General features: G+C 65.9%; 24 protein-coding genes. All 24 read right to left on the reverse strand.

Going from position 1 to position 13,264, the window contains the following annotated elements; all coding sequences use genetic code 11:
* Positions 1-143: 143 nt before the first annotated feature.
* Positions 144-653, reverse strand: coding sequence for a 50S ribosomal protein L17 (gene rplQ / locus ACWD1Z_RS03250; protein WP_451115094.1), 510 nt, complete (start codon positions 651-653; stop codon positions 144-146).
* Between the two features lie 84 nt (positions 654-737).
* Complete coding sequence (locus ACWD1Z_RS03255) at positions 738-1,760, reverse strand: DNA-directed RNA polymerase subunit alpha (RefSeq protein ID WP_003966937.1); 1,023 nt, start codon at positions 1,758-1,760, stop codon at positions 738-740.
* A 130-nt stretch (positions 1,761-1,890) separates the two neighbouring features.
* Entirely contained in the window at positions 1,891-2,295 is a 405-nt protein-coding gene (gene rpsK / locus ACWD1Z_RS03260) for a 30S ribosomal protein S11 (protein ID WP_003956432.1), read from the reverse strand.
* 66 nt (positions 2,296-2,361) lie between these two features.
* Entirely contained in the window at positions 2,362-2,742 is a 381-nt protein-coding gene (gene rpsM / locus ACWD1Z_RS03265; RefSeq protein ID WP_250070983.1) for a 30S ribosomal protein S13, read from the reverse strand.
* Positions 2,743-2,935: 193 nt separating this feature from the next.
* Positions 2,936-3,049, reverse strand: coding sequence for a 50S ribosomal protein L36 (gene rpmJ / locus ACWD1Z_RS03270; RefSeq protein ID WP_003974245.1), 114 nt, complete (start codon positions 3,047-3,049; stop codon positions 2,936-2,938).
* A 59-nt stretch (positions 3,050-3,108) separates the two neighbouring features.
* Entirely contained in the window at positions 3,109-3,330 is a 222-nt protein-coding gene (gene infA, locus ACWD1Z_RS03275) for a translation initiation factor IF-1 (protein ID WP_003948620.1), read from the reverse strand.
* 195 nt (positions 3,331-3,525) lie between these two features.
* Positions 3,526-4,362: a type I methionyl aminopeptidase gene (gene map / locus ACWD1Z_RS03280; protein ID WP_451115096.1), complete on the reverse strand. Its 837-nt coding sequence runs from the start codon at positions 4,360-4,362 to the stop codon at positions 3,526-3,528.
* Positions 4,363-4,510: 148 nt separating this feature from the next.
* Positions 4,511-5,173 (reverse strand): adenylate kinase, encoded by a 663-nt coding sequence (locus ACWD1Z_RS03285; protein WP_389415424.1) that lies wholly within the window; start codon positions 5,171-5,173, stop codon positions 4,511-4,513.
* Positions 5,173-6,486, reverse strand: a complete 1,314-nt coding sequence (gene secY, locus ACWD1Z_RS03290; protein WP_451115097.1) for a preprotein translocase subunit SecY — start codon at positions 6,484-6,486, stop codon at positions 5,173-5,175. Before secY ends, ACWD1Z_RS03285 begins: the two co-directional genes overlap by 1 nt.
* A gap of 234 nt (positions 6,487-6,720) precedes the next feature.
* On the reverse strand, positions 6,721-7,176 hold the full coding sequence (gene rplO / locus ACWD1Z_RS03295; protein WP_053846784.1) for a 50S ribosomal protein L15: 456 nt from the start codon (positions 7,174-7,176) through the stop codon (positions 6,721-6,723).
* A 2-nt stretch (positions 7,177-7,178) separates the two neighbouring features.
* Positions 7,179-7,361, reverse strand: coding sequence for a 50S ribosomal protein L30 (rpmD, locus tag ACWD1Z_RS03300; RefSeq protein ID WP_053846785.1), 183 nt, complete (start codon positions 7,359-7,361; stop codon positions 7,179-7,181).
* Complete coding sequence (gene rpsE / locus ACWD1Z_RS03305; RefSeq protein ID WP_030671799.1) at positions 7,361-7,969, reverse strand: 30S ribosomal protein S5; 609 nt, start codon at positions 7,967-7,969, stop codon at positions 7,361-7,363. Before rpsE ends, rpmD begins: the two co-directional genes overlap by 1 nt.
* A 38-nt stretch (positions 7,970-8,007) precedes the next feature.
* Complete coding sequence (gene rplR / locus ACWD1Z_RS03310) at positions 8,008-8,391, reverse strand: 50S ribosomal protein L18 (protein ID WP_067018998.1); 384 nt, start codon at positions 8,389-8,391, stop codon at positions 8,008-8,010.
* Positions 8,392-8,394: 3 nt separating this feature from the next.
* On the reverse strand, positions 8,395-8,934 hold the full coding sequence (gene rplF / locus ACWD1Z_RS03315) for a 50S ribosomal protein L6 (protein ID WP_451115098.1): 540 nt from the start codon (positions 8,932-8,934) through the stop codon (positions 8,395-8,397).
* A 24-nt stretch (positions 8,935-8,958) separates the two neighbouring features.
* A complete protein-coding gene (rpsH, locus tag ACWD1Z_RS03320; protein WP_015658459.1) occupies positions 8,959-9,357 on the reverse strand; it encodes a 30S ribosomal protein S8 in 399 nt (132 codons plus the stop codon).
* Between the two features lie 213 nt (positions 9,358-9,570).
* The gene (locus ACWD1Z_RS03325) at positions 9,571-9,756 is read right to left on the reverse strand and encodes a type Z 30S ribosomal protein S14 (RefSeq protein WP_003948630.1); all 186 of its coding nucleotides are present in this window, start codon (positions 9,754-9,756) and stop codon (positions 9,571-9,573) included.
* Positions 9,757-9,761: 5 nt separating this feature from the next.
* The gene (gene rplE, locus ACWD1Z_RS03330; protein WP_433045761.1) at positions 9,762-10,319 is read right to left on the reverse strand and encodes a 50S ribosomal protein L5; all 558 of its coding nucleotides are present in this window, start codon (positions 10,317-10,319) and stop codon (positions 9,762-9,764) included.
* Positions 10,319-10,642 carry a 50S ribosomal protein L24 gene (gene rplX / locus ACWD1Z_RS03335; RefSeq protein WP_053674523.1) on the reverse strand — a complete coding sequence of 108 codons (324 nt, stop codon included), beginning with the start codon at positions 10,640-10,642 and terminating at the stop codon, positions 10,319-10,321. The genes rplE and rplX overlap by 1 nt, the downstream gene beginning before the upstream one ends.
* Positions 10,643-10,644: 2 nt before the next feature.
* A complete protein-coding gene (gene rplN / locus ACWD1Z_RS03340; protein ID WP_003998823.1) occupies positions 10,645-11,013 on the reverse strand; it encodes a 50S ribosomal protein L14 in 369 nt (122 codons plus the stop codon).
* Between the two features lie 103 nt (positions 11,014-11,116).
* Positions 11,117-11,404, reverse strand: a complete 288-nt coding sequence (rpsQ, locus tag ACWD1Z_RS03345) for a 30S ribosomal protein S17 (protein WP_020941675.1) — start codon at positions 11,402-11,404, stop codon at positions 11,117-11,119.
* Positions 11,401-11,625, reverse strand: coding sequence for a 50S ribosomal protein L29 (gene rpmC, locus ACWD1Z_RS03350; RefSeq protein WP_030831683.1), 225 nt, complete (start codon positions 11,623-11,625; stop codon positions 11,401-11,403). Before rpmC ends, rpsQ begins: the two co-directional genes overlap by 4 nt.
* Positions 11,625-12,044 carry a 50S ribosomal protein L16 gene (gene rplP / locus ACWD1Z_RS03355; RefSeq protein WP_004927269.1) on the reverse strand — a complete coding sequence of 140 codons (420 nt, stop codon included), beginning with the start codon at positions 12,042-12,044 and terminating at the stop codon, positions 11,625-11,627. Before rplP ends, rpmC begins: the two co-directional genes overlap by 1 nt.
* A 5-nt stretch (positions 12,045-12,049) precedes the next feature.
* Complete coding sequence (gene rpsC / locus ACWD1Z_RS03360) at positions 12,050-12,877, reverse strand: 30S ribosomal protein S3 (protein WP_250070974.1); 828 nt, start codon at positions 12,875-12,877, stop codon at positions 12,050-12,052.
* Positions 12,877-13,224 carry a 50S ribosomal protein L22 gene (rplV, locus tag ACWD1Z_RS03365; protein ID WP_003974262.1) on the reverse strand — a complete coding sequence of 116 codons (348 nt, stop codon included), beginning with the start codon at positions 13,222-13,224 and terminating at the stop codon, positions 12,877-12,879. Before rplV ends, rpsC begins: the two co-directional genes overlap by 1 nt.
* Between the last annotated feature and the right edge of the window lie 40 nt (positions 13,225-13,264).

Below are 13,264 nucleotides of genomic sequence, written 5' to 3' on the forward strand. Positions count from 1 at the left end.
CAAAAGCGGGCCCGCCCCTCGAAAGGAACGGACCCGCAACGCCCTCAGGGGCGCGGGACTGTATCGATGTGCGGCTCCGCCGCGTGGGCGCGACAAGCCACTACGAAGCCGCACCCGCCGACGAACAGTCCCCGGCAGAACGCTTACGCGTCCTTCGACTCCTCGGCAGACGTCTCCTCGGCCTCATCGGCCTTGGTCACGTCGACCTTCGTCTCCTCCGCAGCCGGCGTCTCCGCGTCCTTGGCGGCCCGCTTCGTCGCGGCCTCCGCCTCGCCGGCCGCCTCCTGCGCCACGGTCAGCGCCTCCACCAGCTCGATGACAGCCATGGGCGCGTTGTCGCCACGGCGGTTACCGATCTTGGTGATACGGGTGTAGCCACCCGGGCGGTTCTCGTAGCGCGGGCCGATCTCGGTGAAGAGCGTGTGGACGATGCTCTTGTCCGTGATCACCTGGAGCACCTGACGGCGGTTGTGAAGGTCACCCTTCTTCGCCTTGGTGACCAGACGCTCGGCGTACGGGCGCAGCCGACGGGCCTTCGCCTCGGTGGTGGTGATGCGACCGTGCTCGAAGAGGCTCTTCGCCAGGTTCGCGAGGAGCAGCTTCTCGTGCGCGGCACTGCCGCCCAGACGGGCACCCTTGGTGGGCTTCGGCATTTCTTTCTCCTGTGTGTCTGCCCCGGCCGTATCAGGTACCGGGGTCAGGAACCCGGTGAGCGGATGCTCACCGGCAACGACCGATCAGTACTGCTCGGTCTCCACGAAACCCGCGTCCGCGTCGTCGTCGGCGCCGAAGGCGTCGGCAGCGGCCGTGGGGTCGAATCCGGGCGGGCTGTCCTTGAGGGCCAGGCCCATGCCGGCCAGCTTCGCCTTGACCTCGTCGATGGACTTCGCACCGAAGTTGCGGATGTCCAGCAGGTCGGCCTCGGAGCGCGCCACGAGCTCACCCACGGAGTGGATGCCCTCACGCTTGAGGCAGTTGTAGGAGCGGACCGTGAGCTCCAGCTCCTCGATCGGCAGCGCCAGATCGGCGGCGAGGGCGGCGTCCGTGGGGGACGGGCCCATGTCGATGCCCTCGGCGTCGATGTTCAGCTCGCGGGCGAGACCGAACAGCTCGACCAGGGTCTTACCGGCGGAGGCCATGGCGTCACGCGGACGCATCGCCTGCTTGGTCTCGACGTCGACGATCAGCTTGTCGAAGTCGGTGCGCTGCTCGACACGGGTCGCCTCGACCTTGTACGTGACCTTGAGCACCGGCGAGTAGATGGAGTCGACCGGGATACGGCCGATCTCCTGGCCCACCTGCTTGTTCTGCACGGCGGAGACGTAACCGCGGCCGCGCTCGACCGTCAGCTCCATCTCCAGCTTGCCCTTGCCGTTGAGCGTGGCGAGGACCAGGTCGGGGTTGTGCACCTCGACACCGGCCGGGGGCGCGATGTCGGCGGCGGTGACCAGACCCGGGCCCTGCTTGCGCAGGTACATCACGACCGGCTCGTCGTGCTCCGAGGAGACGACCAGCTGCTTGATGTTGAGGATCAGGTCGGTGACGTCCTCCTTGACGCCCGGCACGGTGGTGAACTCGTGCAGCACGCCGTCGATGCGGATGCTGGTGACAGCCGCGCCGGGGATGGAGGACAGGAGGGTACGGCGCAGGGAGTTGCCGAGGGTGTAACCGAAGCCCGGCTCCAGCGGCTCGATCACGAACCGGGAGCGGAATTCGTCGACGACCTCTTCGGTCAACGAGGGACGCTGAGCGATCAGCATGTGTGGATCAGATCCTTCTGTCAGGGGCGCCCGCTATTTGACGCCCTGATATGTGACAAGGGTACGGGCGATACGACTCGAAGGAGCCGTACCGCCCGAAGACCCAGCCCGCGCGAAGCGGCGCGACGCGTCAGACGCGGCGGCGCTTCGGCGGACGGCAGCCGTTGTGCGGGGTCGGGGTGACGTCCTGGATGGAGCCGACCTCGAGACCGGTCGCCTGGAGCGAACGGATGGCGGTCTCACGACCGGAACCCGGGCCCTTGACGAACACGTCGACCTTGCGCATGCCGTGCTCCTGGGCGCGGCGGGCAGCCGACTCGGCGGCCATCTGCGCGGCGAACGGCGTGGACTTCCGGGAGCCCTTGAAGCCGACGTGGCCGGCGGAGGCCCAGGAGATCACGTTGCCCGACGGGTCCGTGATCGAGACGATGGTGTTGTTGAACGTGCTCTTGATGTGCGCGTGGCCGTGAGCGACGTTCTTCTTTTCCTTGCGGCGCACCTTCTTGGCAGCGCCCTGACGACCCTTGGGGGGCATCTGTACTCCTACGGGAGGTGGTCGGTCCTACAGCGAAGACCGCTGGACTGCGAAGTCCGCTGAGGACTACTTCTTGCCCGGCTTCTTCTTGCCGGCGATGGCGCGACGCGGGCCCTTGCGGGTGCGGGCGTTGGTGCTGGTGCGCTGACCGCGGACGGGCAGGCCACGGCGGTGCCGCAGACCCTGGTAGCAGCCGATCTCGACCTTGCGGCGGATGTCGGCCTGGACCTCGCGGCGGAGGTCACCCTCGGTCTTGATGTTGTTGTCGACGTACTCACGAATCGCGACGAGCTGCTCCTCGGAGAGGTCGCGAACGCGGGTGTTCGGGTCGACGCCGGTCGCAGCCAGCGTCGCCTGGGAGAGGGTCCGACCGATGCCGAACACGTAGGTGAGGGCAACCTCCACGCGCTTGTCGCGCGGGATGTCAACACCGGAAACGCGTGCCATTCAATGGCTCCTGGTGATCTTCGGAGGTCTTCCGCAGAACCGATTCCCAGCCGCCGTACCAGGTACGAACTGGGTCCCCGGCCTCCGAACCGGGGGTGTCAGACGATCACTCGCCTGGGTTCTGCGTATGAACAAATTCAGCTTGCGTCGCGCGAAGTCTCTGCGAAAGAAGTGCAGAGGGAAAGGTCGTGCGTCAGCCCTGGCGCTGCTTGTGGCGCGGGTTGTCGCAGATGACCATGACCCGACCGTGACGGCGGATCACCCTGCACTTGTCGCAGATCTTCTTGACGCTCGGCTTGACCTTCATGGGATTGAGGTTCTCCGGGTCAGTGCCATCACCCCGCCGAAACGGAGCGCGGGCAAGATCTACTTGTAGCGGTAGACGATCCGGCCACGCGTCAGGTCGTACGGAGACAGCTCCACCACGACCCGGTCGTCAGGGAGGATGCGGATGTAGTGCATGCGCATCTTGCCGCTGATGTGTGCCAGGACCTGGTGGCCGTTCTGGAGCTCGACCTTGAACATGGCGTTCGGAAGAGACTCGACGACAGTGCCCTCGATCTCGATGGCACCTTGCTTCTTGGCCACGCTTCGCCCTTCGAATCGACTACCTTGATCGACTCCGTGCGAGCGCATGCAGACATGCGGGTACACAAGAGCCGACGAGTCAGTCTACGACAGCGCACCCGGAAACACGAATCGACCAAGTCTGCCCTGCCACACAGATCCTTAAGCACGCAAACCCAGGAGCACAGGAAACCGCACGCCAAGCCCCCCGGCCGCTCAGGCCAGCGGATCCGGAGCCGCAGTGATGCCGTACTCCGCCAGCTTCGCCTTGCCGCCGTCCGGAGCCGTCAGGACCAGCGGCCCCTGCTCCGTCAGCGCGACGGAATGCTCCCAGTGCGAGGACCAGGTGCCGTCGGTCGTAATGACCGTCCAGTCGTCCTCGAGGACCTCGGTCTTCGGGGTGCCGAGGGAGACCATCGGCTCGATGGCCAGGCAGAAGCCCGGCACCAGCTTCGGGCCCTTGCCGCGCCGGCGCTCGACGTAGTTCAGCAGGTGCGGATCCATGTGCATCTCGGTGCCGATGCCGTGGCCGCCGTAGTCCTCGATGATGCCGTAGCGGCCGCCGCCGACCTTGGGCTGGCGGCGGATGTAGGTCTCGATGGCCCGGGAGATGTCGACGAGCCGGTTGCCCGGCTTCATCGCCGCGATCCCGGCCCACATCGACTCCTCGGTCACCCGGGAGAGCTCGATCAGCTCCGGGGCGTGACCGGACCCCACGAACGCCGTGTACGCGGCGTCTCCGTGCCAGCCGTCCACGATCGCGCCGCAGTCGATGGAGATGACGTCCCCGTCCTTGAGGACGACCTCGTCGGACGGGATGCCGTGGACGACGACCTCGTTCACGGAGGTGCAGATGGTCGCCGGGAACCCGCCGTAGCCGAGGAAGTTCGACTTGGCCCCGTGCTCGGCGAGCACCTTGCGCGCGACCTCGTCCAGATCCTTGGTGCTGGCCCCGGGCACCGCGGCCTCCCGGGTCGCCGCATGAATGGCCGCGACGACCAGTCCCGCCTCACGCATCTTGGCGATCTGCTCGGGGGTCTTGATCTGCACCATGGCGGCGGGGGCCTTTCTGGAACCGGCGAAGGGGACTACCTCAACCATACGGGCGGCCACGCGCGGCCGTGCCGCCGGAGCGGGACCGCCCACGCAGCAGCCGCGGCCCCCTGACAAGGGAACCGCGGCTGTCGCACCGTACAAATACCTACTGCGAGGCGCCCTCGCGCTTCAGCGCGGCCAGCGCCCGGCCCGTGACCTCGTCCACCTGACCCATGGCCTCGATCGTCACGACCAGACCCTGCGCCTTGTAGTAGTCGATGATCGGCTCGGTCTGCGTGTGGTAGACCTCCAGCCGCGTCCGGACGGTCGCCTCGGAGTCGTCGTCCCGCTGGTACAGCTCGCCGCCGCAGACGTCACAGACGCCTTCCTTGGCCGGCTTCTTGTACGAGACATGGAAGACGTGCGCGGAGTCGTTGCGGCAGATGCGCCGGCCGGCGATCCGCTTGACGACCTCCTCCTCGGGGGCCTCCAGGTCCAGCACCGCGTCCAGCGTGATGCCCTCGGTGGTCAGCAGCTCGTCCAGCGCCTCGGCCTGGGACACATTCCGCGGAAAACCGTCCAGCAGGAACCCGCCCTCGGCGTCCGGCTGCTCCATGCGGTCCTTCGCCATCGCGATCGTGACCTCGTCCGGCACGAGATTGCCCGCGTCCATGTAGGACTTCGCGAGCTTCCCGAGCTCCGTCTGCCGGCTGATGTTGGCGCGGAACAGGTCGCCCGTGGAGATGTGCGGGATGTTCAGCTTCTCGGCAAGGCGCGTGGCTTGCGTTCCCTTACCGGCGCCCGGCGGCCCGACGAGGACGATTCGCATCAGCGGAGGAACCCTTCGTAATTGCGCTGCTGGAGCTGGCTCTCGATCTGCTTCACGGTCTCGAGACCGACACCCACGATGATCAGGATGCTGGTGCCACCGAACGGGAAGTTCTGGTTGGCGCCGAAACCGGCCAACGCAATCGTCGGGACGAGAGCGATCAGACCCAGATACAGCGAACCCGGCCAAGTGATCCGGTTGAGCACGTAGCTCAGGTACTCAGCGGTCGGTCGGCCAGCCCGGATGCCCGGGATGAAGCCACCATACTTCTTCATGTTGTCGGCGACTTCCTCGGGGTTGAAGGAGATCGCCACATAGAAGAACGCAAAGAAAACGATGAGCAAGAAGTACACAGTGATGTAAATCGGATGGTCGCCTGTGACGAGATTCGCTTCGATCCAGGATTTCCAGCCCGAAGTACCGCTCGAGAACTGCGCGATCAGTGCCGGGATGTAGAGCAGCGACGAGGCGAAGATGACGGGAATCACACCCGCCTGGTTCACCTTCAGCGGGATGTACGTGGACGTACCACCGTAGGAACGGCGCCCGATCATGCGCTTCGCATACTGCACCGGGACCCGCCGCTGGGCCTGCTCGACGAAGACGACGAGGCCGACCATGACGAACCCGACGATCATGACGGTGCCGAACTCGATCCAGCCGTCGGCCAGGCTGCCCTGGGTCTTGATGGCCCACAGCGCGGACGGGAAGGTGGCGGCGATCGAGATGAACATCAGGATCGACATGCCGTTGCCGATGCCGCGGTCGGTGATCAGCTCACCGAGCCACATGACCATGGCCGTACCGGCGGTCATCGTGATGACCATGGTGACGGTCACGAAGACCGAGCGGTCCGGGACGATCTGGCCGGCGACCGTGCAGCCGGAGAAGAGGGCGCCGCTGCGGGCGGTGGCGACGAGGCCGGTGCCCTGGAGGACGGCGAGCGCCACCGTCAGGTAACGGGTGTACTGCGTGATCTTCGCCGTACCGGCCTGGCCCTCCTTCTTCAGGGCCTCCAGTCGCGGGATCACCACGGTCAGCAGCTGCAGAATGATGCTCGCCGTGATGTACGGCATGATGCCCAGCGCGAAGACCGTGATCTGCAGCAGCGCGCCGCCACTGAACATGTTGACCAGACCGAACAGGCCCTGGTTGCCGGACGCCTCGTCCACGCACTGCTGGACGGACGTGTAATCGACACCGGGGATCGGTACATGCGTACCGATCCGGTAGATCACGATGATGCCGAGCGTGAAGAGCAGCTTCTTGCGCAGGTCGGGCGTCTTGAACGCCCGGGCGAACGCGGTGAGCACGGTGCCTCCTGCGACCCCCGCGCTACTGCGTCAAGGGTGACGGTCTTGAGGTTCGACGATTAGGTAACGGTCAACTGCCGCTCAGAGTGCCGCATGTGAAGCACCCAGTAAAAGTTGGCAGTGCAGGCCACCTTACCCGCGAGACTGCCACCCTAGGAACGACCAACCGGGGATACCCCATTTGTGGGGTATCCCCGGTCGGGATCGCTCAAGTCATCGAGACGCCTGTTGTGTTCAGACGAGCTCGGTGACGGTACCGCCGGCGGCGGTGATCTTCTCCTTGGCGGAGCCGGAGACGGCGTCGACCGTCACCTGCAGCGCCACGGAGATCTCGCCCTGGCCGAGGACCTTGACGAGGCTGTTCTTGCGAACGGCACCCTTGGCCACCAGACCCTCGACGGTGACCTCGCCACCCTCGGGGTAGAGCGAGGCCAGCTTGTCGAGGTTCACGACCTGGTACTCGGTCTTGAACGGGTTCTTGAAGCCCTTGAGCTTCGGGAGGCGCATGTGGAGGGGCATCTGCCCGCCCTCGAAGCGCTCCGGAACCTGGTAACGGGCCTTGGTGCCCTTGGTACCACGACCGGCCGTCTTACCCTTCGACGCCTCACCACGACCGACACGGGTCTTGGCGGTCTTGGCGCCGGGAGCCGGACGGAGGTTGTGGATCTTGAGCGGGTTGTTCTCCGCCATGATCAGTCGACCTCCTCGACCGTCACGAGGTGGCGGACGGTGTGCACCATGCCGCGGAACTCGGGGCGGTCCTCCTTGACGACCTGCGTGTTGATGCCCTTGAGACCAAGGGAACGCAGGGTGTCACGGTGGTTCTGCTTGCTGCCGATGTACGACTTCGTCTGCGTGATCCTGAGCTGAGCCATTACGCAGCACCAGCCCCGGCACGCGCACGCAGCAGAGCCGCGGGAGCGACGTCCTCGAGCGGCAGACCGCGGCGGGCCGCGATCTCCTCGGGACGCTGCAGGCCCTTCAGGGCCTCCACGGTCGCGTGCACGATGTTGATCGCGTTCGACGAGCCGAGCGACTTCGACAGCACGTCGTGGATACCGGCGCACTCGAGCACGGCGCGCACCGGACCACCGGCGATAACACCGGTACCCGGGGACGCGGGCTTGAGCAGCACGACGCCGGCAGCCTTCTCACCCGTGATCGGGTGCGGGATGGTGCCCTGGATACGGGGGACCTTGAAGAAGTGCTTCTTGGCCTCCTCCACACCCTTGGCGATGGCGGCCGGCACCTCCTTGGCCTTGCCGTAACCGACACCCACGGTGCCGTCACCGTCGCCCACCACGACCAGCGCGGTGAAGCTGAAGCGACGACCACCCTTCACAACCTTGGCGACGCGGTTGATCGCGACAACGCGCTCAACGTACGCGGTCTTCTCGGCGGCAGCTGCGCCGCCGTCACGGCCCTTCCGGTCCCGCCGCTCGCCGCCACCGGCACCGCCACCGCGGCGCTGGGGTCCAGCCATTGGATTTACCTCTCTCTTTTCCGCTAGCTACGAACGGCTCAGAACTTCAAGCCGGCTTCGCGGGCGGCGTCCGCCAGGGCGGCAATGCGCCCGGCGTACTGATTGCCACCACGGTCGAATACGACAGCCTCGACGCCGGCGGCCTTGGCACGCTCGGCGACCAGGGCGCCGACCTGCTTGGCCTGGGCCGACTTGTCGCCCTCGCCACCGCGGACCGAGGTGTCCAGGGTGGACGCCGACGCCAGGGTGTGACCCTTGATGTCGTCGATCACCTGGGCCACGATGTGGCGGTTCGAGCGGGTAACGACCAGACGGGGACGCTCCGCCGTACCGGCGATCCGCTTGCGGATCCGGATGTGACGACGCTTGATCGCGGCGCGCTTGTAGGCGTCGCCCTTCAGGATCTTCTGTCCGTATGCCATGGCTTACTTACCCGCCTTTCCGACCTTGCGGCGGATGACTTCGCCCTCGTACTTGACACCCTTGGCCTTGTACGGGTCGGGCTTGCGCAGCTTGCGGATGTTGGCCGCAACCTCGCCGACCTTCTGCTTGTCGATGCCCTCGACCTGGAAACGGGTCGGGGTCTCCACCTTGAAGGAGATTCCCTCGGGGGCCTCGACCGTGATCGGGTGGCTGTAGCCGAGCGCGAACTCGAGGTTCGAGCCCTTGGCGGTCACGCGGTAACCGACACCACTGATCTCGAGCTTCTTCACGTAACCCTGGGTCACGCCGGTGATCATGTTCGCCACCAGCGTGCGGGACAGGCCGTGCAGGGCCTTGTTCTGACGCTCGTCGTTGGGGCGGGTGACGTTCAGAACGCCGTCCTCACCCTTGACGATCTCGATCGGCGCCGAGACGGTGTGGGTCAGTTCGCCCTTGGGGCCCTTGACCTTCACCGTACGGCCGTCGATGGTGACGTCCACGCCGGCGGGAACCGCGATGGGGAGCTTGCCGATGCGCGACATAGCTGTTTCCTCCGTTCCCTTCCGTTACCAGACGTAGGCGAGGACTTCTCCGCCTACGCCCTTCTTGCCGGCCTGCTTGTCGGTGAGGAGCCCGTGGGACGTGGAGATGATCGCCACGCCGAGGCCACCCAACACCTTGGGCAGGTTGGTGGACTTCGCGTACACCCGGAGACCGGGCTTGGAGATCCGCTTGATGCCCGCGATGGAGCGCTCACGGTTCGGGCCGAACTTCAGCTCGAGAACGAGGTTCTTGCCGACCTCGGCGTCCTCGACCTTCCAGCCCGTGATGAAGCCCTCCTGCTGGAGGATCTCCGCGATGTGCGACTTGATCTTCGAGTGCGGCATCGCCACGGTGTCGTGGTACGCCGAGTTCGCGTTCCGCAGACGCGTAAGCATGTCTGCGATCGGATCAGTCATGGTCATGAATTGGCCTTCGGCCTCTCTCGCCGGGGTTTCCAGGTGCCCATCCCTCTCCTCGATCCGAGACGAGGCGGGTGCGGTGCGGTGGACCTACGGCGTAGTAAGTCGTACGGGCGACCATCAGGCGCCCAACCCTCCAAGCCTAAGCCATGAAGGGGTGGGCGCCTGACACGCCCAGTGCTTACCGAGAGACTCCGGAATCCCTGAAAGCAGGGACTACCAGGAGCTCTTGGTCACGCCCGGCAGCTCGCCACGGTGAGCCATCTCACGAAGGCACACGCGGCACAGGCCGAACTTGCGGTACACGGAGTGGGGACGGCCGCAGCGCTGGCAGCGCGTGTAGCCACGCACGCCGAACTTGGGCTTGCGAGCAGCCTTTGCGATCAGAGCCTTCTTCGCCATCTCGCTCACGCCTCCTTGAAGGGGAAGCCGAGGTGACGAAGGAGCGCGCGGCCCTCAGCGTCGTTGGTCGCCGTGGTGACCACGGTGATGTCCATACCCCGGACGCGGTCGATCTTGTCCTGGTCGATCTCGTGGAACATGACCTGCTCCGTGAGACCGAAGGTGTAGTTGCCCCGACCGTCGAACTGCTTGGGGGACAGACCACGGAAGTCGCGGATGCGCGGCAGCGCGAGCGACAGGGTGCGGTCCAGGAACTCCCACATGCGGTCGCCACGGAGCGTGACGTGGGCACCGATCGGCTGACCCTCACGCAGCTTGAACTGCGCGATGGACTTGCGGGCCTTGGTGACGGCCGGCTTCTGACCGGTGATCGTGGTGAGGTCGCGGATGGCGCCCTCGATCAGCTTGGAGTCGCGGGCGGCGTCGCCCACACCCATGTTGACCACGATCTTGACGAGGCCGGGAACCTGCATGACGTTCTCGTACTTGAACTCTTCACGCAGCTTGCCCGCGATCTCCTCGCGGTACTTCGTCTTCAGACGCGGAGTGGTGGTGGTAGCCATCAGATGTCCTCACCCGTCCGCTTGGCAACGCGGATCTTGTTGCCCTCATCGTCGAAGCGGTAACCGACACGCGTGACAACCTTGTTGCCGTCCTTCTCAACGACCAGCTGGACGTTGGAGACGTGGATCGGCGCCTCGGTCGTGACGATGCCGCCGGCCTGCGAACCGCGAGCGGTCGGACCGGCCTTGGTGTGCTTCTTGACCCGGTTGACACCCTCGACCAGGACGCGCTCGTCGCGCGGGTAAGCGGCAATGACCTTGCCCTGCTTGCCCTTGTCCTTACCGGTGATGACCTGGACCAGGTCGCCCTTCTTGATCTTCATGCTTACAGCACCTCCGGCGCGAGCGAGATGATCTTCATGAACTTCTTCTCGCGCAGCTCACGGCCGACCGGGCCGAAGATACGGGTGCCGCGAGGGTCGCCGTCGTTCTTCAGAATGACGGCGGCGTTCTCGTCGAAGCGGATGTACGAGCCGTCCGGACGGCGGCGCTCCTTGACGGTGCGAACGATGACCGCCTTGACGACGTCACCCTTCTTCACGTTGCCACCGGGGATCGCGTCCTTGACGGTGGCGACGATGACGTCACCGATGCCCGCGTAGCGGCGACCGGAGCCACCGAGCACACGGATGCAAAGGATTTCCTTCGCACCAGTGTTGTCGGCGACGCGCAGTCGCGACTCCTGCTGGATCACGTCTATCTCCTGTTTGTCTGCCGGTTCCCGGCAGGGGCGTCCTCTTCACGAGGGAGCCCCTGCCGAGCCTGGCGGAACTGTCCTGCGGGTCTGCCCGCAGGAATTACTTGGCCTTCTCGAGGATCTCGACGACGCGCCAGCGCTTCGTCGCGGACAGCGGACGCGTCTCCATGAGGAGGACGCGGTCGCCGACGCCCGCGGCGTTCTGCTCGTCGTGGGCCTTGAGCTTGTTCGTACGGCGGATGACCTTGCCGTACAGCGCGTGCTTCACACGGTCCTCGACGGCGACGACGACGGTCTTGTCCATCTTGTCGCTGACGACGAGACCCTCACGGGTCTTGCGGAAGCCTCGGGCCTCGGTGTTCTGCTCAGTCACGTTGTTCTCGCTCATGCGTTCTCCACCGTTTCGATGCCCAGCTCACGCTCGCGCATCAGGGTGTAGATCCGCGCGATGTCCTTACGGACGGCCTTGAGCCGACCGTGGTTCTCGAGCTGACCAGTCGCCGCCTGGAAGCGGAGGTTGAACAGCTCTTCCTTGGCTTCGCGGAGCTTCGCCAGAAGCTCCTCGTCACCCAGTTCGCGCAGCTCGGACGCCTTGGTACCGGCCGACATCACGCTTCACCTGCCTCGCGCTTGACGATCCGGCACTTCATCGGCAGCTTGTGGGCTGCGCGAGTCAGGGCCTCACGGGCGATCTTCTCGTTGGGGTAGGACAGCTCGAACATGACCCGGCCCGGGTGCACGTTCGCGATCCACCACTCGGGAGAACCCTTACCGGAACCCATGCGGGTCTCGGCAGGCTTCTTCGTGAGCGGGCGGTCCGGGTAGATGTTGATCCAGACCTTGCCGCCACGCTTGATGTGGCGGGTCATCGCGATACGGGCCGCCTCGATCTGGCGGTTGGTCACGTACGCCGGCGTGAGGGCCTGAATGCCGTACTCGCCGAACGCGACCGTCGTACCGCCCTTGGCCTGACCACGGCGCTTCGGGTGGTGCTGCTTGCGGTGCTTGACCCTACGGGGGATCAGCATGACGGTCAGGCCTCCGTTCCGGTGCTCTCAGCCGGAGCGGCGGCGGGAGCCTCGGCCTTGGGGGCCTCGGCGCCGGCAGCCTGCTGCGGCTTGCGACCGCGCCGCTCGCCACCGCGGCCACCACGGGCCGGGCGGTCGGAGCCGCCGCCACCGCGAGCCGGGCGGTTACCCGCACGGGCGGCAGCGTTCTCGGCGCGGACCTCGGCGATGTTCTTGACATCGCCCTTGTAGATCCAGACCTTCACACCGATGCGGCCGAAGGTCGTCTTGGCCTCGAAGAAGCCGTAGTCCACGTTCGCGCGGAGCGTGTGCAGGGGCACGCGGCCCTCGCGGTAGAACTCCGAGCGGGACATCTCGGCGCCACCGAGGCGGCCGCCGCACTGGATCTTGATGCCCTTGGCGCCGGCCTTCATCGCCGACTGCATGCTCTTACGCATGGCGCGGCGGAAGGAGACGCGGGAGGAGAGCTGCTCGGCGACGGCCTGAGCAACCAGCTGAGCGTCCGTCTCGGGGTTCTTGACCTCGAGGATGTTCAGCTGGACCTGCTTGCCCGTGAGCTTCTCGAGGTCACCGCGGATGCGGTCGGCCTCGGCGCCACGGCGGCCGATGACGATGCCCGGACGCGCGGTGTGGATGTCCACGCGGACGCGGTCACGGGTGCGCTCGATCTCCACCTTGGAGATACCGGCGCGCTCCATGCCGGACGTCATCATCCGACGGATGGCGACGTCTTCCTTGACGTAGTCCTTGTACAGCTTGTCGGCGTACCAACGGGACTTGAAGTCCGTGGTGATGCCGAGCCGGAACCCATGCGGGTTAACCTTCTGGCCCATTACCGGGTTCCTTCCTTGCTGCTGACGACCACGGTGATGTGGCTGGTCCGCTTGCGGATCCGGTAGGCACGGCCCTGGGCGCGCGGCCGGAACCGCTTCAGGGTCGGACCCTCGTCGACGTACGCCTCGGAGATGAAGAGGCTGTCGGCGTCGGTGTGGTCGTAGTTGTGCGCGGCGTTGGCGATGGCGCTGTCCAGCACCTTGCCGACGGGCACTGAGGCTGCCTGCGGAGCGAATCGCAGAACAGCCTGAGCCTCCGTGGCGTCCATGCCACGGATCAGGTCCACCACTCGGCGGGCCTTCATGGGCGTGACGCGGATGTACCGCGCCTGGGCCCTGGCTTCCATGGTTGTCCCTCTCAGTTACTTACGTGTCTGAATGCGATCC

This window comes from Streptomyces sp. NPDC002784, from assembly GCF_053592135.1.